We start from the raw sequence: 19,872 nt of genomic DNA, 5'->3' as shown, positions 1-19,872 counted from the left end.
TTTTCGGGTAATTTTTTAATCAACGATAAATTTACTTTGGGGGCCGCTTACCGATGGAGTGCTGCCTGGAGTGCCATGGCAGGATTTCAGATCACCGACGGACTTTTCGTAGGATATGCTTACGATGGCGAGACCACAAAATTAGCTAAGTATAACTCAGGTTCGCACGAGATATTTCTGCGTTTTGAGCTTTTTAGCAGATATAACAGAATAATAACACCAAGATTTTTCTAAAAAAAGCACATTATGAAACTAAGACTGATAGCAGGCGCAACACTTTTTATGTTGGCGAGCCATAACGGACATGCGCAGAAAGCACAACTTAATGCTGCCGATAAAAAATATGAGCAATATGCCTTTATTGACGCCATTAAAATATACGAACGTGTTGCCGAGAAAGGGTACAAGTCGGTAGATCTTTTTCAAAAACTGGGCAATGCTTATTATTTTAATGGAGAATTAGCCAAAGCAAATAAATGGTACACGGAACTTTTTGCGTTAAACGAGCAAGTAGAACCAGAATATTACTACCGTTATTCGCAGACATTGAAGGCAAGCGGCGATTATCACAAAGCAAATCAAATGCTTTCGATATTTTCTGAAAAAAACGGAACTGATTTACGCGCGCAGCAGTTCGAAAAAAGCAAAAATTACCTTGATGTAATCAAAGAGAATTCTGGGCGATACACTGTAGAAAATGCAGGAATCAACTCTGCCTATTCAGATTATGGCACGTCTTTTCTAGGAAATCAGCTGGTTTTCTCTAGTAACAGAGAGCTTCCTGGTACGTCGAAAAGAGTTCAGAGCTGGACCAACCAGCAATTTACAGGTTTTTACGCATCGGCTGTGGATGGAGACGGCAAACTTGGTACTCCAGAAAAATTCCTTCAGGATGTGGAGACCAAATATAACGAAGCAACACCCGTGTTTACCAATGACGGAAAGACGATGTATTTTACCCGTAATAATTTTAACAATGGCAAAAAGGGAAAAAATAGTGAAAGAACCATTGGGTTGAAATTGTACAAAGCTACTTTGGAGAACGGAAAATGGTCAAAAGCAATTGAGCTTCCGTTTAATAGCAATGAATATAACGTGGCACATCCAGCTTTGAGTCCCGATGAAAAAACACTTTATTTTGCATCTAATATGCCCGGGACTTTAGGGCAGTCAGATATTTATAAAGTGAGCCTAAACACCGATGGCACGTTTGGAACTCCTGTAAACTTAGGCAATAAGATCAATACCGAAGGAAAGGAAACATTTCCATTTGTATCCAGCGAGAACGAGCTTTATTTCTCTTCAGACGGTCATCCAGGACTTGGAGGTCTTGACGTTTTTAAATCAAAAGTTGAAGGAAACAGCTTCGCGTCACCTATGAATGTTGGAAGTCCGATAAATAGCCCTATTGATGATTTTGCCTTTTTGATTGATACAAAAACGCAAGCAGGTTTCTTTTCTTCCAATAGAGAAGGAGGTTTGGGATATGACGATATCTATAGATTTAAGGAACTTAAAAAACTTGAATGTGAACAGCTTTTGGCCGGAATTATCACAGATGCGCATACCGGACAGCTTCTTGCAGATACGAAACTAACATTGATGGATGCCTCGATGAAAGTTTTAGGAACCGCTTATTCTGGAGCCGACGGAAGTTATACGTTCGACGTGGATTGCGGCAAAAAATATTATGTGAGAGCTGAAAAAATCGATTATGCTACGGGTGAAAAAAATGTGGCCGTTGCCACCACTTCTGGTATCACGAATCTTCCTTTTGCTTTAGAGAAAAAAGCATTGCCAATCGGTCCGGGTACAAATCTGGCGGATGTATTTAAGATTAAAGAAATTCTTTTTGATCTGGATAAATCAAATATTCGTCCCGATGCGGCCTTAGAACTGGAAAAAATCTTTGTGGTCATGAGTGATTATCCAACTATGGTGATCGATATCCGTTCGCATACAGACAGCAGGGCAAGCCATTCTTATAATGAAAAGTTGTCAGATAGAAGAGCGAAATCTACCATGAACTATTTAATTTCAAAAGGAATCAGTAAAGATCGCCTTTCAGCAAAAGGATATGGCGAAACACAATTAGTAAATAACTGCTCTGACGGCGTGGATTGTACTGAAGAAGCACACCAAGCCAATAGAAGAAGTGAATTTATTATTCTAAAAATGTAGTCGCGCCCAATTTGGGACTTGGGATTACACTTGATGCAGAATTTGGGGAAATTTTGTATCGCATAAGTGACTTCCAGGGATTACATCAGATTGCCACACTTTCCGGACGCCCGTCCCAGTGTTAGTATCGCATTTAGTGGTATTTATTCGATACGTCGGCAGTCGGGAGGCACACTATTTTATTTTGGGGAAATTATAATATCATAACAGTGCCACCCAAATACAAAGGGGATTCATACGCCAGTATGGTCCCCTTTTTTATTATTTTAATTTGTTTCAAAATTCGGTTCGATTGTGAATTGAAAACTCGAAGATTGTGGAAACTTTCTGCAAAATTTCGTAATAATCTCTATTTTAAAAAAAAGTAACTTTAATGTAAACCTCGGGAAGTTTCCCATAATAAAAAAAGATATGAAAAATAGTGAAAACAAACAGACGGAAGAAAAAGCTTTACAAGAGAATTGGCCATTAAATGCGGCAGATGCAAATCAAAATCCAGAAAACTATGATCGCGATGAGGAAGAAGAAGAGAGCGAAGATGATGAATCTGGCGATTGGGGCGATGTAGATCCGGCGGGCGGGCCAGCACCAAGCGCTCCGGGAAGTGCAGTGTAAATTTCATCAAAATAAAAAAAACAGATTTCAGAGCATTTTAGGCATTTGAAATCTGTTTTTTTATTGTTAAAATATTGAAGACTATTTTGAAAAAATTTTGCGCTATAATAACTGAAGTTCAATAAATTGTTATTTCTTTAGACGCTAAAACCATCTGCATTAATTTTTCGTAGATGAATTGCCATGAATACCGAACAAATTTAACGAATACCACTAAATGCACACAGAAGACTTTCAGATACGCCTTGGCGAGAAGCTTCAAAGAAAAGCTATTGCCAAACTTTCTTACTGGAATATCGACGGCAAATGCCTTTCTATAAATGAATCCTGCCGCACTTGGTATGGTGATTTATTACAACACGAAATGCTTCCAGAAGAGGTTGTGCCTCATCAGAGCATTGCCACAGAATACCTGCGTCAGGCGTTGCAGGACGCTACCGTGACCTTAAGTCTTCAAGTGGCATACAATCAAAAACATTACCGACTCACGTATATTCCTGATGTGGAAGGAAATTCCGTTGTTGGATGCGTGGTGCAATTGGATGATATTACCGAATTTAAAATTAGAGAATTTGAACAAACTGCCACCGAACAAAAATTTCGAACCATTATCGAAAACGCGCCAGATGCTTTGATTATCGCAAATGCAACTGGAAAAATTGAAATGCTGAATTCGAGGTCAGAAGTTCTTTTTGGATATAATTCAGACGAATTAATTGGGCAACCTGTTGAAATGCTGATGCCAGAGCGCTTTCGTCAAGGGCATCCCACAAAACGTCAAGGTTTTGTTGAAAATAAGCATTCGCGGGCGATGGGTAATTTAATTTTAGCAGGACTTCGAAAAGACGGTTCAGAATTTCCAACGGATGTCAGCTTGAGCCCACTACACACGCCAGAAGGAATGCTGATTACTGCCGCGTTCCGCGATATTACCCAACAAGTTTCTCGTGAAAACGAAATAAAAAATTATCACGAAGCATTGCAAAAACAGTCTTCACAAATTGAAAATATTTTAGGAAGTATTTCTGAAAGTTTCTGTCTTATCGATTCCTCTTGGAGCATTCGATATTGGAATACTGCAGCCGAAAAGACAACAGGAAAAAGTCGCGAAATGGTGATGGGTAAATTCATGTGGGATGTTTTTCCGCAACGAAAAGGCTCAACACTTTACGACGGATGTCATGAGGTAATGGAAACTCGTGTTGCCTCAAGTTTTGAGCATTTCAGCTCAGAAGGAACTTGGTTTTACAATTCGGCTTATCCCAATGCTGATGGTGGATTGACGATTTATTTTAAAGATATTACCGATCGAAAAAACGCTGAAAATGAAGTATTGGCCATTAAAAATAACCAATATGCTTTAATCAATGCCACCAAAGATCTGATGTGGTCTGTGGATGTCAATTACAAATTGATTTCTGCCAACAAAGGATATGATACTTTTATCGAAAACATTCTCGGCTATAAACAAATTTTAGGAGAATGCGTTTTGGTGGATCAATTGACGGGCAAATACTATGAAGAGTGGAAGGATTTCTTTGACCGAAGCTTAAATGGCGAATCCTTTTTTATGGAAATTGAAGCAATGCCAGATTATTTGACGCAGTTTAATCCTATTTTTGACCAAGTTTCTGGGCAAATTACTGGTGTTGCCTGTCATTCCAGCAATACTTCAGAACGCAATCGTCTTGAAAAAGAAAAACGAGATTCGGCAGAACGTTTCAGGGCTGTGGTTCAAAATGGTTCTGACCTTATTTTTATCTTGGATGCTTATTTTAGCTTAAGTTACATCAGCCCAAGCGCGGTTACGCTTTTAGGACATGAAAATGGACTTTTGGGCTCTTCGTTATTAGACGTAGTTCATCCAGAAAGTGTTGACGAAGTTTTGATTGGAATTCGAAAAACGGCCACGCAACGAACCGTCAAGCTTAACGAATTAAAAATTAAAGACGGAAACGGAAATTGGCTTTGGCTTGAAGCCACAATTGACAATTTGTTAGATAACACGGCCGTTGGCGGACTGGTTATAAACGCAAGAGATATTACAGATTATAAAAGGAGAGAGGCCGAGCGCGAACATCTTATTAATGAACTGACGCGAAGCAATTCAGATTTGATGCAGTTTTCGTTCATCACGTCGCATAATCTGCGTGCGCCACTTTCTAATATAAAAGGACTTTTAGACTTTGTGGATCGTTCATTATTAAACGAAGAATTGTCTAGCGTTTTTGATATGATTTCGGTTTCTACCCAAAAGCTTACCGAGACGATCAGCGACCTTTCGCAGTTGTTAATCATCAGAAATACGACTGAAATTCCGACGAGTTTATTAGATATTGAAAAAGTTTTTCATCGGGTAAACCGAAATTTCTTGGAAGCTGAAAATGATATCGAAGCACAGATTTCAATCAATCTCCCAGAACCGACGGTTAATTTCAACGTGCGCTATTTAGAAAGTATTTTTATCAATTTAATTTCAAATGCTATCAAATATCGTTCAGCAGATCGTACTTTGAAAATCATGATCGAATCAAAATTGGTAGAAAACGGCATCTGTCTTTCTTTTTCTGATAACGGAAAAGGCATTGACGTGGCGCGACACGGTTCACGTTTATTCGGAATGTATCAGCGTTTTCATCCAAATACTGAAGGTCAAGGTCTTGGATTATTTATCATCAAAGCCCAAATCAAAGCGCTTGGAGGTTCGGTGGAAGTGGAAAGCATTGTGGATGAAGGAACGTCGTTTCATATCTTTTTTCCTTCTTAATTAGGTAAACTACAGAATATCTTCCAGCGAATTTTTTTCGCTGAAAGCATCTGATTTTTTGATATTGAGAATTAAAACCACATTTTATTTAGAAAGCATTTTTAAAATAGCGGCAGTCGCAAGCGCTCCAATTACATAATAACCAACCGTCATCGCTTTCACTTGCGTGTTTTTTGCAACCGGTTCTGCGTCAAGGCCAATTTGTTCTGGAACTGCAACAGCACCAATTCCGGCAACTAATCCTAACGAAATGGCTTTTCCAAATAATTGATTCGGACTGTTTCCAATCATGCTGTAATAAGCCGCGTTGCTGATCAGATCGCCCGCCAAAGTTGCGTTGTATAATGTCTGTTTGTCGTTGATCCGATTCCCGAAAAAGCCCACTACTTTTTGCAACGCTTCTTCACCAACAAGATCGACTCTAGGAGAATCAACTTTAGATTTTTTAAATGATTCGTGTAATAAATTTAATACGATGGCACCGCCAAGACCGGCTAGAAAATTTTTAGGACTCATAACTTTTGATTTTAGGTTTACCTATTTATAAAGTTCGATTTTTTTTGCCATCGTTCCGTTATGCTATTTCTTAAATTGTTTACACGGTTATTTGAATTTTTAATTTAGGTTCTAGTTAAAAGGAGCGAAACATTATGCCAAAAACTTCAAACTGACCTCGGAAATCTACCTACTAAAAACTAAAATACTTATCTTTGCGACCTATGGAATTTAGCTCAAAACTTTTAGAAAAAGCAGTTTACGAAATGTCGCAGTTGCCAGGAATCGGAAAACGAACAGCCTTGCGATTGGTACTTCATTTGCTAAAACAGCCAAAAGAGCAAACCGGATTTTTATCGCAAGCGCTCTTGTCGATGCGCGAAGACATTAAATTCTGCGAGAGCTGTCACAATATTTCAGATGTTTCTATCTGCGAAATTTGTTCCAATGAAAAACGAGACAAAGCTTTGATTTGCGTAGTTGAAGATATTAGAGACGTGATGGCTATTGAAAATACAGGACAATTTCGAGGAATTTATCATGTTCTTGGCGGAAAAATTTCTCCGATTGATGGCGTTGGACCAAGTCAATTAAATATTCCAACATTGGTTGAAAAAGTGAAAGGTGGCGGAATTCGAGAATTGATTTTTGCGCTTAGTTCAACAATGGAAGGTGATACTACCAATTTTTATATTTACAGGCAATTAAAAGATGTTGAGGTTATTACGTCAACAATTGCCAGGGGAATTTCGGTGGGAGATGAATTGGAATATGCAGATGAAGTGACTTTGGGGCGAAGCATATTACACCGCGTTCCGTTTGAGAATTCATTTAAAAATAATTAGAATTATTGCCCATATTCTAAATGAAAAACTATATTTGTTTACTAAAATCCCAATTAATGAATAAGGCCTTTTTGATCCTATTGCTTGTGTCAGGCATCTTTTTTACGTCATGCGTGCCAACCAAAGACCTCATTTACCTGCAAAAGAAAGATAATTCAGAAGCCGTTCCGTCGATAAACCCAGTGATGGCAAAGCCTTATCGCATTCAAACCAATGACGTTTTAAGTATCAAATTAAAAGCATTGGATCCTGCATTGGTAGAAATGTTTAATGCCGGTGAAGCTGGTACGGCGGGAGAAAGTGAGCAATCCTTGTACTTCAGCGGTTATAACGTGGATGATCATGGCAATATCAGAATACCGGTTTTGGGCGAGATGAATGTGCTTGGATTTACATTAGAAGAAATTCGGGTTAAAATTGAAAAAAAACTCTTAGACGAATACTTTAATAAGGAAGCCAACATTTTTGTAAATGTAAAACTTGGAGGTCTCCGTTACACCGTGAATGGTGAAATTGGTTCGCCGGGAAGTAGAGTTTTATTCCAAGAAAAGGTAAATGTGATGGAAGCAATTGCCAATTCTGGAGATATTACGATCACCGGAGATCGAAAAAATGTTACGATTATCAGACAATTTCCGCATGGAACTGAAATGCACTCGCTCGATTTGACTGATATTAATGCCATGAATTCTCCTTATTATTATTTGCAACCAAACGACTACATTTATATCAAGCCGTTGAAGCAAAAATCTTGGGGAACAGGAACCACAGGAATTTCTTCATTGAGCACTATTATCACGCTTATTTCGTTAGTAACCACTACCATTGTTCTGTTAAACAGATAAACTGATCTTAATTTTATGCTTGATACAAAAGACTTTTCTTTTTTTGAAAACCAAAATAATTTTGATTTTAAAGGCTTCCTATTAAAAATTGCAAGCTATTGGAAATGGTTTTTGGTTAGCCTTGCTATTTGTTTTACGATTGCCTACCAAGTCAATATTAGAAAGCAGAAAATTTATGGCATGGAAAATATGATTGCCATTCGTGAAGAAAGCAATCCGTTTTTTACTTCTAATACCAGTTTGGTCTTCAATTGGGGCGGAACTTCCGATAAAGTGCAAACGGTAATGACTACTTTAAAATCGAGGTCGCACAATGAAATTGTTGTAGCCAAATTAGAATATTACATCAAATATTTAAAGCAAGGTGAATACGAGCTTTTAGATGCTTATGGCGAAGCTCCGTTTAAAGTTGTAATCGATAAATCAAAAGGACAACTTTTGGGAGTTCCGATAAAAGTTAAGTTTTTGAGCGCCACCGATTATGAAATTTCTGTGCCTTTTACTTCAGAAACGGCCACGTTGAATAATTATTATGCTTCAACGACTACCCAAATTAAAGTTGCCGTAGAAGAGAATATCAAAAAAGGAAAGACAGGACAACAGTTAACGCTACCTTATTTAGATTGGAATTTGCAACTCAAGCCAGATGCAAACGATTACATCGGTAAAGAATATTTTGTGCGTTTTGATAATTTTGATGGAACCGTTGGTCAATTTCAAGGTATTAATGTCGAAGCGGATGCTAAGGCCGGATCAATTATCAGGCTGAGCATGCAAGGCACAAATAAAGCCGTGATGGTTGATTATCTTAATGCGACGGTTGATGTGTTGCGCAAAAATCAACTTGACAGTAAAAACCAATTCGCCATCAATACCATTGCTTTTATTGACAGCACGTTGCTTTCAATGGAGCAGGTTTTAAAAGGAACGGAAGGTCAATTGAAAGAGTTTAGAAAAGGAAAAAACGTACTTCAACTGGAAGAAGGCGGTGAAAAAATTTCAGAAAAGTTAGCAACGCTCGATATTGAACGTGACGAAATCAACCGAAAAATTTCTTACTATAACACTTTGCGTTCGTATTTGACAAACAGCACAGATTATAGCAAACTTCCGGCGCCAGCCGTGGCAGGAATTGAAGATCCCAATATTGTTGGCAATGTTTCAAAACTAATCAGTCTTTCAATTCAGCGATCAGAAAAAGCATACGCTGTTAAAAACGAACGCTTTTTTAAAGATTTTGACAATGAAATGGAAGCGATAAAAAAGGTGCTTCTTGAAAATATTACTTCTGCGAAGGCGGTTATACAAAACGATTTGGCATTGGTCAACAGTCGGATTTCACAAACTGAAAGTACGATTAAAAAACTTCCAGAAGAACAGCAAGATTTGTTGAAAATTACTCGGGCGCACGATCTGACCGAAACTATTTTTAATACTTTCCTAGAAAAAAGGAACGAGGCCAATATTGTGAAAGCAGCAAATCTTTCGGATATTCACTTTATCGATCCGGCTAAAGATACCGGTGGCGGTTTAATCGGGCCAAAAACAAGTGTGAATTATGTGATGGCGCTTTTTCTGGGATTGCTGATTCCGCTATCAATAGTTTTTGTCATTACATTTTTAGACAACGGAATTCATACGGTGGAAGAAATTTCTAAACTGACCCAAATTCCAATTCTTGGCGTCATTGGTAAAAAACATGTTGAAAGTAATCTGGCGGTATTTCGAAAGCCTAAATCGGCCTTGGCAGAAGCATTTCGTTCGATTCGATCTTCTTTGCAATTTATGTACAAAAAACAAAATTTGGCAGGGTCAAAAACGCTGATGCTGACTTCGTCGATCAGTGGCGAAGGCAAAACATTTTGCACGATAAATATTGCTACAGTATTTGCCTTGAGCGAAAAAAAGACAATTATCGTAGGACTCGATTTGAGAAAGCCAAAGATTTTTAGCGATTTCAATTTAGACAATAATTCAGGAGTTGTTAATTATCTTATCGGGCAAAAAACGACTGACGAAATTATTCAGAAAACAGAAATTCCTTATTTGGATGTAATTACTTCAGGGCCAATTCCTCCAAATCCTGCGGAGTTACTCTTGAGCGATTCGATGGAAGAATTGTTGAATGATTTGAAGAAGCGTTATGACTATATAGTTTTAGATACGCCACCCGTTGGGCTAGTTTCGGATGCGCTGGAATTGGCGCCATTTTGCGACGTTATTTTGTACGTTGTTCGTCAAAATGTTACTAAAAAAGGAATGTTACACTTGGTAAACGACAAACATAAAAGAGGCGAACTGTCCAATATCAGTATTGTTTTTAACGGTTTTGAAAGCAATACTCGCTATGGTTATGGCTACGGATATGGTTATGGCGATTACAGTAACGGCTATCACGAAGACGACAAAAAAGAACACGCAATTAAAAGAATTTCGAAGAGATGGCTGAAAAAATAAGTGACAACGGCGGTCTTGAGGAACAGCCTTGGCTCTATGAAATTTCGCCAAAAGGAAAGGCGTTGTCTTTTAATTTTGATGAGATTTGGCGCTACCGCGATTTGCTTCTTCTTTTTGTAAAACGTGATATTGTTACCTATTATAAGCAGACTATTCTTGGACCCTTGTGGTTTTTGATCCAGCCGTTGATTACCTCTGTGGTGCAATTTGTTATTTTTAACCAGATTGCTCAAATTGAATCTGACGGAATCAACTATTTTCTTTTTGCTCTGGCAGGAAATACGCTTTGGTTTTATTTTTCTGACTGTTTTAAATCTACGTCGGATACTTTTAAAACTAACCAAAATATTTTTGGCAAGGTTTATTTTCCAAGAGTAATCGTACCGATGTCTGTGACGCTTTCGAATTTGCTTAAATTTGGGATTCAATTTCTGTTTTTTCTTTGTATGATTGGCTATTTCATATATTTAGGAAAAGCTCCATTTCCTAATTGGGAAGTTATTTTTACACCAGTTTTGTTGTTTATGATGGCTTTGATTTCGTTAGGATTCGGAATGATAATTTCTTCAATGACTACCAAATACCGCGATCTTTCATTTTTGGTAGGGTTTGGCGTGCAACTTTATATGTATCTAACGCCTGTGGTTTATCCCACTTCATTGGTGGTTAAAAAGCTGAAACCTTATGGTTATGAAAATTTGGCTTACCTGAATCCGCTTACCAGTATTTTTGAATTCTTCAAGTACGCATTTTTGGGAAGCGGAGAATTTACAACCTTTGGCCTTGTCTATTCTTTCGTATTTTCTATTTTAATATTTCTGTTAGGCTTGGTCGTCTTCAATAAAACTGAAAAGAATTTTATTGATACTGTTTAAATTCTTGCAATAATTTTTTTCTTAAAAACTGGCGAGGTGTGAATTGTGTATAAAAATGGAAATATATTATAAGGATGATATTGTTAAAATTGTTATTTTTGCCAAAAATTTGCACCAAATAGTTTGTATATGACAAAGCCAAAGTGGGAAAAAATATTAATTACGGGAGGAGCTGGCTTTATTGGGTCAAATCTTTGCGAATATTTTCTTTCCAAAGGATATCATGTCAGCTGCTTGGATAATTTTTCTACTGGGCATCGGCATAATGTTGCTCCTTTTTTAGAACACCCAAATTTTACTTTAATTGAAGGCGATATCCGAAATCTGGATGATTGTCACAATGCTGTTTCTGGAATAGATTTTGTTTTGCACCAAGCGGCGTTGGGTTCTGTGCCTAGATCAATTAATGACCCAATTACCAGCAATGATGTCAATGTTTCTGGGTTTTTAAATATGCTCGTTGCTTCAAGAGATGCTTCTGTTAAACGTTTTGTTTATGCAGCAAGTTCTTCGACTTACGGGGATTCTGAATCGCTTCCGAAGCAGGAAGATGTCATCGGAAAACCGCTTTCTCCTTACGCCATTACCAAATATGTTAACGAATTGTACGCTTCTATTTTTAGCTCTACGTATGGTTTGGAAACTATTGGTCTCCGTTATTTTAATGTATTTGGAAGAAAACAAGACCCAAATGGAGCGTATGCCGCAGTTATCCCAAAATTTGTAAAACAACTGATAAATCACGAAAGCCCAATTATCAATGGCGACGGAAATTATTCTAGAGACTTTACTTACATTGATAATGTGATTCAGATGAACGAATTGGCCATGAAAACAAATAATTCAGAGGCCGTTAATACTATTTACAACACTGCGTGTGGCGATCGCAATACATTGAATAATTTAGTAGATTATTTAAAAGAATATCTTTCAGCATACGACGAAACAATAAAAGATGTTCCTGTTGTTTATGGAAAAGAGCGCGCGGGAGATATTCCGCATTCGCTTGCAAGTATTGAAAAAGCAAAGAATTTATTGCAATACGAGCCGAAATTTTCTTTGAAGGATGGATTAAAAGAGGCGATTGATTGGTATTGGAAAAATTTAAGATAAATTAGCGCTCTAAATTCGTTCTGACCGAAGATTAAAAAGATTAAGATGAAAATCAAAAAAATATGCTGTATTGGCGCGGGCTACGTTGGAGGACCAACGATGTCAGTCATTGCACAAAAATGTCCAGAAATACAAGTTACGGTTGTCGATTTAAATGAGGCAAGAATTGCTTCTTGGAACGACGCTGATGTTAAAAATATACCGATTTACGAACCTGGCCTTTCTGAAGTTGTTTCAGAAGCTAGAGGCAGAAATCTGTTTTTTTCTACCGATGTAGAAAAGGCGATTGATGAAGCCGACATGATTTTTATTTCTGTAAACACACCGACCAAAACTTATGGTGCTGGAAAAGGAATGGCTGCAGATTTAAAATATATTGAGCTTTGTGCAAGACAGATTGCGAGGGTTTCAAAATCGGATAAAATTGTTGTTGAAAAATCGACCCTTCCTGTTCGAACGGCTGAAGCGATCAAGAGCATTTTAGATAATACAGGAAACGGCGTTCGTTTTCAGATTCTTTCTAACCCAGAGTTTTTGGCTGAAGGAACTGCGGTTGAAGATTTACTAAATCCGGATCGTATTTTAATTGGTGGCGATACAACTGATGAAGGTCAAAAAGCGATTGAAGCCTTGGTTGAAGTTTATGCGAACTGGGTTCCAAAAGATAAGATATTGACGACCAATTTGTGGTCTTCGGAATTGTCAAAATTGACGGCAAATGCTTTTTTAGCGCAACGTGTTTCTTCTATCAACGCACTTTCTGAATTGTGCGAAAAAACGGGAGCTGACGTAAGTGAAGTCGCAAAGGCCATTGGAATGGACAGCCGTATTGGTTCGAAATTTTTGAAGGCATCCGTTGGTTTTGGAGGCTCTTGTTTCCAAAAAGACATCCTGAATTTGGTTTATATTGCTAAAGCGTATGGACTGCATGAGGTGGCTGATTATTGGGAGCAAGTCATAATTATGAACGATCACCAAAAAAGGCGTTTTGCAAATAAAATTGTTTCGACATTGTATAACACAGTTTCTGGAAAGAAGATTGCTTTTTTAGGTTGGGCATTCAAAAAAGATACGAACGATACCAGAGAATCGGCAGCGATTTATGTGGCCAATGACTTGATCAATGAGCAAGCTTCGATTTGTGTTTTTGATCCTAAAGTTTCTGAAACACAAATTTTATCGGATTTGAATTATTTAAATTCCAGAAATCCAGACGAAAATCGAAATAGTATTTCCGTGTTAGATAATCCGTATGAAGCTTGTAAAGATTCGCATGCTATTGCGGTACTTACGGAGTGGGATGAATTTAAAACCTACGATTGGGAAAAAATATATAACGAAATGCAAAAACCTGCTTTTGTCTTTGACGGAAGAAATGTCTTAGACGGAAAAAAACTGACTGAGATTGGTTTTATTTATAAAGGAATAGGTGCATAATTTTTTTTAATTAAGATTAAAAAAATATAAGGATGAAAGTGGGAATTACATTTAGCGCGTTTGATTTACTTCACGCAGGACATATAAAAATGCTTGAAGAAGCGAAAAGACATTGTGATTACCTAATAGTGGGACTGCAAACTGACCCTACGATAGACCGACCAGAGAAAAATAGGCCAACGCAGTCTGTTGTGGAGCGTTATATTCAGTTGAAGGGTTGTCGTTTCGTGGATGAAATTGTGCCATATGCTACTGAACAGGATTTAGAGGATATTTTGCGATCGTTTCATATTGATATTAGAATCATTGGTGACGAATACGCTCAAAAATCGTTCACAGGTCGTCAATACTGTGAGGAAAAAGGAATTGAATTCCATTTCAATAGACGGGATCATCGATTTTCGAGTTCTAGCTTGCGAAAGGAAGTTGCTGATAAAGAACTTAGAAAAATTATTTAATTAGATAATAAAAAAGATAATGAAAAAAATATTAATTACAGGAGGTGCGGGTTTTATTGGTTCGCACGTTGTTAGACGATTTGTAAAAAATTATCCGCAGTATGAAATCTATAATTTAGATGCGCTTACATATGCCGGAAATCTTGAAAATATTTCTGATATCGAAAAAGAACCCAATTATACTTTTATCAAGGGAGATATCGTTGATGCGAATTTTATAGACGAATTATTTGCAAAACATAAATTTGACGGTGTATTACATTTAGCTGCAGAATCTCATGTGGACCGCTCTATTACTGATCCTTTGTCTTTTGTGAAAACCAATGTTTTTGGAACAATGAATCTTTTAAACGCTTTTAAGGAAACTTGGAAGGGTAATTTTGAAGGAAAACGTTTCTATCATATCAGTACTGATGAGGTTTACGGAAGCCTTGGTGCAACAGGATTGTTTACTGAAACCACTCCTTATGATCCAAATTCGCCTTATTCTGCATCAAAAGCAAGTTCAGATCATTTTGTTCGCGCGTATGGTGAAACTTACGGAATGCCTTATGTTTTGACCAATTGTTCCAATAATTACGGTCCGAATCACTTCCCTGAAAAATTGATTCCACTTTTTATAAACAATATTATTACCAATAAAGCCTTGCCAGTTTATGGCGACGGAAATTATACACGCGACTGGCTTTTTGTTGAAGATCATGCCGTTGCTATTGATTTGGTTTTCCATGAAGGAAACAATCACGAAACGTATAATATTGGAGGATTCAATGAGTGGAAAAACATTGACTTGGTCAAATTGCTTTGCGAAATCATGGATAGCAAATTAGGAAGAGAAGCAGGAACTTCAGAAAAATTGATAACTTATGTGAAAGATCGTCCAGGCCACGATTTGCGTTATGCTATCGATGCTTCAAAAATTAATAAGGAACTTGGTTGGAAACCATCGGTTACTTTTGAGCAAGGGCTTGAAAGAACCATCGACTGGTATTTGTCTAACGAAGAATGGTTGAAAAATGTAACTTCTGGGCAATATGCCAAGTATTACGACACACAATATAACTAATAATCAACAGCTAACATATATTTAACGTCCCCCAAAAATACAAAAACAGCAAATATGGATTCCATAAAAATAGCAGTAATTGGTCTGGGGTATGTTGGTTTGCCACTGGCAAGGCTTTTTGCAACAGCCTATCCAGTAATTGGTTTTGACGTCAATCCAGACCGAATTAACAACTTAAAAAAAGGTATTGATTCAACGCTTGAACTGGATGAAGCGACACTAAAATCGGTGTTGTCAGATAGTCCAAAGATGGAAAAAGGATTGTTTTGTACCGATGATTTGGCAACTATTTCAGATTGTAATTATTATATCGTTACTGTTCCAACTCCGGTTGACAAGCAAAATACACCCGATTTGACACCGCTTTACAAAGCCAGTAAAACGGTGGGAAAGGTGCTAAAAAAAGGAGATATTGTCATTTATGAATCGACAGTTTATCCGGGAGCTACTGAAGAAGAATGTATCCCTGTTTTGGAAAAAATATCGGGATTAATTTTTAACGAAGATTTTTTTGCGGGATATTCTCCAGAAAGAATTAATCCGGGAGATAAAGAACATACGGTTGAAAAAATATTAAAAGTCACAGCCGGTTCTACACCAGAGATTGGGAAAAAAGTAGATGATTTGTATAAATCAGTTATTAGTGCGGGAACTCATTTGGCGCCAAGTATTAAAGTGGCGGAAGCGGCCAAAGTCATAGAGAATTCGCAACGCGATATTAATATTGCTTTTGTGAATGAACTGTCGAAGATTTTTAATTTATTGGAAATTGATACGCAGGCTGTTCTAGAAGCGGCGGGAACCAAATGGAATTTTCTTCCGTTTCGACCAGGTTTGGTAGGAGGTCATTGCATTGGCGTTGATCCTTATTATTTGGCTCAAAAGGCGCAACAAATGGGATATCATCCAGAAATCATTTTGGCAGGAAGAAAATTGAATGACAGCATGGGTGAATATGTTGCATCGCAGGTTGTGAAACTGATGATTAAGAATGATATTTTGGTCAATGGATCACAGTTGCTAATGCTGGGTATCACTTTTAAAGAGAATTGTCCTGATGTTAGAAATACAAAGATTGTTGACGTTATTGCTGCCTTAAAAGAGTATGGAATTGAAATAACCATTCATGATCCTTGGGCAAATCCTGAGGAAGTTATGAAGGAGTATCAATTAACAACGACTAAAAGCTTACCTTTGCAAAAATTTGATGCTGTGGTTTTAGGAGTTGCTCATGATCCTTTTTTAGAACTGGATTATAGTGCGTTACGAAATGAGCACAGTATTCTTTATGATGTAAAGGGAGTTTTAGAGATAAATGTTGATGGAAAGTTATAAGTTTGGAATATAGAGTTCCCAGTCTGGATACATATTTGAGTTAATAAAAGTTAGAAATAAAGAAATTACAGATAATAAAATGAAAGTAGAGCATACACCCATTGAAGATTTACTGATTATTACACCAAATTCTTTTGAAGATGACCGTGGTTATTTTTTTGAGTCATATAGCGAAGCCTCATTTGCAAAGAACGGAATCAATGTCCATTTTATTCAAGACAACCAGTCTTTTTCAAAACACGGTGTGATAAGAGGATTGCACCTTCAAGCGGCACCTTATGCTCAAACCAAATTAATTCGTGTTTTGCAAGGCGAAATATTAGATGTAGCCGTTGATATTCGAAAAGATTCTAAAACATACGGCAAACATTTTAGTATTATTCTTTCATCTGAAAACAAAAAACAATTGCTTGTACCAAAGGGATTTGCCCATGGTTTTTCAGTTTTAAGCGAAACAGCAATGGTTTCTTATAAAGTCGATGAAGTTTATAATAAAGAGAGTGAAAGAGGGATACGATTTGATGATCCTACATTAGGGATAGATTGGAAAGTTGATGCTGAAAAAATGATTGTATCAGAAAAAGACGTAATTCTGGGTGACTTAAATGACTTGAATTAATTATGAAAAAAATACTTGTTACTGGTTCTAACGGTCAATTGGGAAGTGAAATTTGTAGTCTTGCTTCTGATTTTTCAGATTTTGAATTTGTCTTCACAGACAGGTCACAGCTATCATTGGCTACTACTGAAGCAATCCCAGATTTTTTAAATACTTTGCAACCCGAATTTATTATTAATTGTGCTGCATATACGGCTGTTGATAAGGCCGAAAGCGAGCCTGAATTAGCTGATTTAATAAATCATATATCCGTAGGCGTTATTGCTAAATGGTGTTATGAGAATAACGCAAACCTTATCCATATTTCGACTGATTATGTATTTGATGGGAGTTCACCAGCACCGTTAACGGAAAAGGATAAGACTAATCCTCAAAATGAATACGGTAAGACTAAATTAAAAGGAGAAAATACTTGTTTTTCAGAAAATCCGGAAAGTATAATTATTCGCACTTCTTGGGTATATTCTGAATTTGGAAATAATTTTGTCAAGACTATGTTAAGGTTGATGAAAGAAAGAGATACGTTAAATGTAGTAAATGACCAAATAGGAAGTCCCACTTATGCAAGAGATTTGGCAAAGGCCATTTTAGAAATCATCCGTCAAAGAAAATGGCGAGGAGGGATTTATAATTTTTCGAATGAAGGGGAGATTAGTTGGTTTGATTTTGCAATTGCAATTAAAGAAATTGCAGGATTACAGTGTAATGTTCAAGGGATTCCTTCATCTGAATTTCCAACGCCAGCAAAACGACCTGCTTATTCGTTACTGAATAAATCTAAAATAAAAGAAACATTTGGGATTAAAGTGCCCCATTACAGAAATAGTCTGGAAGAATGTCTTCAAAAAATGAAAGTTTAAGCCCAGAAGCCATGAATAAAATTAAACACGTAATATTATCAGGAGGTGTAGGCAGTAGACTATGGCCGTTGTCCAGAAAAAGTATGCCAAAACAATATTTGGAGATATTTGACAAAAAATCTTTATTTGAGATGACTGCTGAAAGAAATAGTGGTTTTACAGAAAATGTAATTGTTGTCGGGAATTTAGAAAATGACAATCAAAGCAATGTTTTACTTTCAAAATTAGGCATTCAGTATACGAATATCATAGAAACTACGCCACGAAATACCGCAGCTGCAATTGCTTTTGCAGCTTTTTTATCAAATCCAGAAGATATATTGGTTGTAACTCCTTCAGATCATATTATTGAAGGCGAAAAATTTTACGCAAAATCGATGCAAAAAGCAATTGAGTTAGCCAAAGAAAATTACATAGTTACTTTTGGTGTTGTTCCCACAAAACCAGAGACAGGGTACGGTTATATTGAATTTAGCGGGGACGATGTTGTTTCTTTTCGTGAAAAACCTAATTCAGTTACAGCCAAAGAATTTATAGCAAAAGGAAATTTTTTGTGGAATAGTGGCATGTTTTGTTTTAAAGCAGGAGTTTTACTGGAAGAGTTAAAATTACATAGTTTGGAAGTTTATGAAAAATCTAAGCTTGCTATTGAAAATTCAAAAAACGGTATTCTTGACAAGCAACTTTCTTTAGAAATTCCCTCAATTAGCATTGATTATGCAGTAATGGAGCGTAGTAAAAAAATCAAGGTCGTCCCTGCTACCTTTAAGTGGTCAGACTTAGGTTCTTTTGAATCAGTTTATGACTATTTAAAATCAATCGGACATGCTGTAGATAACTATGGAAATATGGTAATTGGAACTTCAAATTATACTGCTTTTCTTGGTTTAGAAAATACAATTTTTGTGCATACAAAAAACGCTAATTTGATTTTACATAAAGATCAATCACAAGATGTGAAAACTTTATATAATCAATTAGAAGAGTTAAATTCAGAATTACTTAATTAGATCCTAAAAAGAATATGAAAGGAATTATATTAGCAGGAGGTTCAGGAACAAGATTATATCCATTGACGAAATCTGTTTCAAAGCAAATGATGGCTATCTATGATAAGCCGATGATTTATTATCCGTTATCGGTATTAATGTTAGCAGGAATTAATGAAATTTTGATTATTTCAACACCTCATGATTTGCCAAATTTTAAAAATCTTCTCGGAGACGGAAGTGATTTAGGAATCAGATTAGAGTATGCCGAACAGCCTAGTCCCGATGGTTTGGCACAAGCTTTTATCATTGGAGAAGATTTTATCGGTTCTGACAGTGCCTGTTTAATTCTAGGAGACAATATTTTTTACGGACATGGATTAACGGAGTTGTTGAAAACAGCAACAAAAAACGTTGAAGACGAAGGGAAAGCAACCGTTTTTGGGTATTATGTACAAGATCCAGAACGTTATGGTGTGGCTGAATTTGATAAATCAGGGAACGTAATTTCAATTGAAGAAAAACCAAAAGAACCAAAGAGCAATTACGCAGTGGTTGGATTATATTTCTATCCAAATTCAGTAGTTGAAGTTTCTAAAAAAATTAAGCCAAGCCATAGAGGTGAACTTGAAATAACCACAGTAAACCAAGAATATTTGGCGGATAAAAATTTAAAAGTGGAATTAATGGGTCGTGGCTATGCATGGTTAGATACCGGCACTCACGAATCGTTGCTTGAAGCTTCTAATTACATCCAGACTATTGAAAAAAGACAGGGATTGAAAGTGGCTTGTCTAGAAGAAATTGCTTTTGAAATGGGATATATTTCAAAAGAAAAATTAATCGAGCTGGCTACGCCATTAAGTAAGAATGAATACGGACAGTATTTGCTTCGATTAGCAAAAAAGAAATAAC

Annotated in this window: 18 protein-coding genes; 17 read left to right on the top strand and 1 reads right to left on the bottom strand. The window is 36.8% G+C overall.

Going from position 1 to position 19,872, the window contains the following annotated elements:
- From ACFPVY_RS15675 to ACFPVY_RS15660, 4 genes are all read left to right on the top strand, one after another.
- Positions 1-234: type IX secretion system membrane protein PorP/SprF (locus ACFPVY_RS15675; RefSeq protein ID WP_379793080.1), on the top strand; the 234-nt coding region annotated here is incomplete at its 5' end.
- A 12-nt stretch (positions 235-246) separates the two neighbouring features.
- On the top strand, positions 247-2,181 hold the full coding sequence (locus ACFPVY_RS15670; protein WP_379793079.1) for an OmpA family protein: 1,935 nt from the start codon (positions 247-249) through the stop codon (positions 2,179-2,181).
- A gap of 411 nt (positions 2,182-2,592) precedes the next feature.
- Positions 2,593-2,796, top strand: coding sequence for a hypothetical protein (locus ACFPVY_RS15665; protein WP_379793078.1), 204 nt, complete (start codon positions 2,593-2,595; stop codon positions 2,794-2,796).
- A gap of 217 nt (positions 2,797-3,013) precedes the next feature.
- Positions 3,014-5,563 (top strand): PAS domain-containing sensor histidine kinase, encoded by a 2,550-nt coding sequence (locus tag ACFPVY_RS15660; protein WP_379793077.1) that lies wholly within the window; start codon positions 3,014-3,016, stop codon positions 5,561-5,563.
- Positions 5,564-5,647: 84 nt separating this feature from the next.
- On the opposite strand, the gene ACFPVY_RS15655 is transcribed toward ACFPVY_RS15660, so the two are convergent.
- A complete protein-coding gene (locus ACFPVY_RS15655; RefSeq protein ID WP_379793075.1) occupies positions 5,648-6,079 on the bottom strand; it encodes a hypothetical protein in 432 nt (143 codons plus the stop codon).
- Between the two features lie 203 nt (positions 6,080-6,282).
- Between ACFPVY_RS15655 and recR the strand changes: the two genes are divergently transcribed.
- The 13 genes from recR (at position 6,283) to rfbA (ending at position 19,871) form a co-directional block, all read left to right on the top strand.
- Positions 6,283-6,903, top strand: a complete 621-nt coding sequence (gene recR, locus ACFPVY_RS15650; RefSeq protein ID WP_379793074.1) for a recombination mediator RecR — start codon at positions 6,283-6,285, stop codon at positions 6,901-6,903.
- A 56-nt stretch (positions 6,904-6,959) separates the two neighbouring features.
- Positions 6,960-7,748 (top strand): polysaccharide biosynthesis/export family protein, encoded by a 789-nt coding sequence (locus ACFPVY_RS15645; protein ID WP_379793073.1) that lies wholly within the window; start codon positions 6,960-6,962, stop codon positions 7,746-7,748.
- 15 nt (positions 7,749-7,763) lie between these two features.
- Complete coding sequence (locus ACFPVY_RS15640) at positions 7,764-10,205, top strand: polysaccharide biosynthesis tyrosine autokinase (protein WP_379793072.1); 2,442 nt, start codon at positions 7,764-7,766, stop codon at positions 10,203-10,205.
- Positions 10,190-11,080, top strand: coding sequence for an ABC transporter permease (locus ACFPVY_RS15635; RefSeq protein WP_379793071.1), 891 nt, complete (start codon positions 10,190-10,192; stop codon positions 11,078-11,080). Before ACFPVY_RS15640 ends, ACFPVY_RS15635 begins: the two co-directional genes overlap by 16 nt.
- A 129-nt stretch (positions 11,081-11,209) precedes the next feature.
- Positions 11,210-12,193, top strand: a complete 984-nt coding sequence (locus ACFPVY_RS15630; protein ID WP_379793070.1) for an SDR family oxidoreductase — start codon at positions 11,210-11,212, stop codon at positions 12,191-12,193.
- Positions 12,194-12,238: 45 nt separating this feature from the next.
- On the top strand, positions 12,239-13,630 hold the full coding sequence (locus tag ACFPVY_RS15625) for a UDP-glucose 6-dehydrogenase (RefSeq protein WP_379793069.1): 1,392 nt from the start codon (positions 12,239-12,241) through the stop codon (positions 13,628-13,630).
- Between the two features lie 32 nt (positions 13,631-13,662).
- Complete coding sequence (locus ACFPVY_RS15620) at positions 13,663-14,088, top strand: adenylyltransferase/cytidyltransferase family protein (protein ID WP_379793068.1); 426 nt, start codon at positions 13,663-13,665, stop codon at positions 14,086-14,088.
- Between the two features lie 19 nt (positions 14,089-14,107).
- A complete protein-coding gene (gene rfbB / locus ACFPVY_RS15615) occupies positions 14,108-15,154 on the top strand; it encodes a dTDP-glucose 4,6-dehydratase (protein WP_379793067.1) in 1,047 nt (348 codons plus the stop codon).
- 54 nt (positions 15,155-15,208) lie between these two features.
- On the top strand, positions 15,209-16,489 hold the full coding sequence (locus ACFPVY_RS15610) for a nucleotide sugar dehydrogenase (protein ID WP_379793066.1): 1,281 nt from the start codon (positions 15,209-15,211) through the stop codon (positions 16,487-16,489).
- A gap of 79 nt (positions 16,490-16,568) precedes the next feature.
- Positions 16,569-17,108, top strand: coding sequence for a dTDP-4-dehydrorhamnose 3,5-epimerase (gene rfbC / locus ACFPVY_RS15605; RefSeq protein WP_379793065.1), 540 nt, complete (start codon positions 16,569-16,571; stop codon positions 17,106-17,108).
- Between the two features lie 2 nt (positions 17,109-17,110).
- Positions 17,111-17,968, top strand: coding sequence for a dTDP-4-dehydrorhamnose reductase (gene rfbD / locus ACFPVY_RS15600; RefSeq protein WP_379793064.1), 858 nt, complete (start codon positions 17,111-17,113; stop codon positions 17,966-17,968).
- Entirely contained in the window at positions 17,944-18,978 is a 1,035-nt protein-coding gene (locus tag ACFPVY_RS15595) for a mannose-1-phosphate guanylyltransferase (protein ID WP_379793063.1), read from the top strand. The genes rfbD and ACFPVY_RS15595 overlap by 25 nt, the downstream gene beginning before the upstream one ends.
- A 14-nt stretch (positions 18,979-18,992) precedes the next feature.
- Positions 18,993-19,871: a glucose-1-phosphate thymidylyltransferase RfbA gene (gene rfbA, locus ACFPVY_RS15590; RefSeq protein ID WP_379793062.1), complete on the top strand. Its 879-nt coding sequence runs from the start codon at positions 18,993-18,995 to the stop codon at positions 19,869-19,871.
- Position 19,872 lies beyond the last annotated feature (1 nt).

Source organism: Flavobacterium qiangtangense (genome assembly GCF_042658345.1).
In the GTDB taxonomy this organism is placed as follows: Bacteria; Bacteroidota; Bacteroidia; order Flavobacteriales; family Flavobacteriaceae; genus Flavobacterium; species Flavobacterium qiangtangense.
Note: the sequence above shows the minus strand (reverse complement) of the source record. Positions and strands in the feature narration are given on the sequence as shown.

What these genes read in the sequence shown, in the direction of transcription:
- ACFPVY_RS15670 (WP_379793079.1), top strand. Translation starts at nt 247, where the DNA reads ATGAAACTAAGACTGATAGCAGGCGCAACACTTTTTATGTTGGCGAGC.
- ACFPVY_RS15665 (WP_379793078.1), top strand. Translation starts at nt 2,593, where the DNA reads ATGAAAAATAGTGAAAACAAACAGACGGAAGAAAAAGCTTTACAAGAG.
- ACFPVY_RS15660 (WP_379793077.1), top strand. Translation starts at nt 3,014, where the DNA reads ATGCACACAGAAGACTTTCAGATACGCCTTGGCGAGAAGCTTCAAAGA.
- ACFPVY_RS15655 (WP_379793075.1), bottom strand. Translation starts at nt 6,079, where the DNA reads ATGAGTCCTAAAAATTTTCTAGCCGGTCTTGGCGGTGCCATCGTATTA.
- recR (WP_379793074.1), top strand. Translation starts at nt 6,283, where the DNA reads ATGGAATTTAGCTCAAAACTTTTAGAAAAAGCAGTTTACGAAATGTCG.
- ACFPVY_RS15645 (WP_379793073.1), top strand. Translation starts at nt 6,960, where the DNA reads ATGAATAAGGCCTTTTTGATCCTATTGCTTGTGTCAGGCATCTTTTTT.
- ACFPVY_RS15640 (WP_379793072.1), top strand. Translation starts at nt 7,764, where the DNA reads ATGCTTGATACAAAAGACTTTTCTTTTTTTGAAAACCAAAATAATTTT.
- ACFPVY_RS15635 (WP_379793071.1), top strand. Translation starts at nt 10,190, where the DNA reads ATGGCTGAAAAAATAAGTGACAACGGCGGTCTTGAGGAACAGCCTTGG.
- ACFPVY_RS15630 (WP_379793070.1), top strand. Translation starts at nt 11,210, where the DNA reads ATGACAAAGCCAAAGTGGGAAAAAATATTAATTACGGGAGGAGCTGGC.
- ACFPVY_RS15625 (WP_379793069.1), top strand. Translation starts at nt 12,239, where the DNA reads ATGAAAATCAAAAAAATATGCTGTATTGGCGCGGGCTACGTTGGAGGA.
- ACFPVY_RS15620 (WP_379793068.1), top strand. Translation starts at nt 13,663, where the DNA reads ATGAAAGTGGGAATTACATTTAGCGCGTTTGATTTACTTCACGCAGGA.
- rfbB (WP_379793067.1), top strand. Translation starts at nt 14,108, where the DNA reads ATGAAAAAAATATTAATTACAGGAGGTGCGGGTTTTATTGGTTCGCAC.
- ACFPVY_RS15610 (WP_379793066.1), top strand. Translation starts at nt 15,209, where the DNA reads ATGGATTCCATAAAAATAGCAGTAATTGGTCTGGGGTATGTTGGTTTG.
- rfbC (WP_379793065.1), top strand. Translation starts at nt 16,569, where the DNA reads ATGAAAGTAGAGCATACACCCATTGAAGATTTACTGATTATTACACCA.
- rfbD (WP_379793064.1), top strand. Translation starts at nt 17,111, where the DNA reads ATGAAAAAAATACTTGTTACTGGTTCTAACGGTCAATTGGGAAGTGAA.
- ACFPVY_RS15595 (WP_379793063.1), top strand. Translation starts at nt 17,944, where the DNA reads ATGTCTTCAAAAAATGAAAGTTTAAGCCCAGAAGCCATGAATAAAATT.
- rfbA (WP_379793062.1), top strand. Translation starts at nt 18,993, where the DNA reads ATGAAAGGAATTATATTAGCAGGAGGTTCAGGAACAAGATTATATCCA.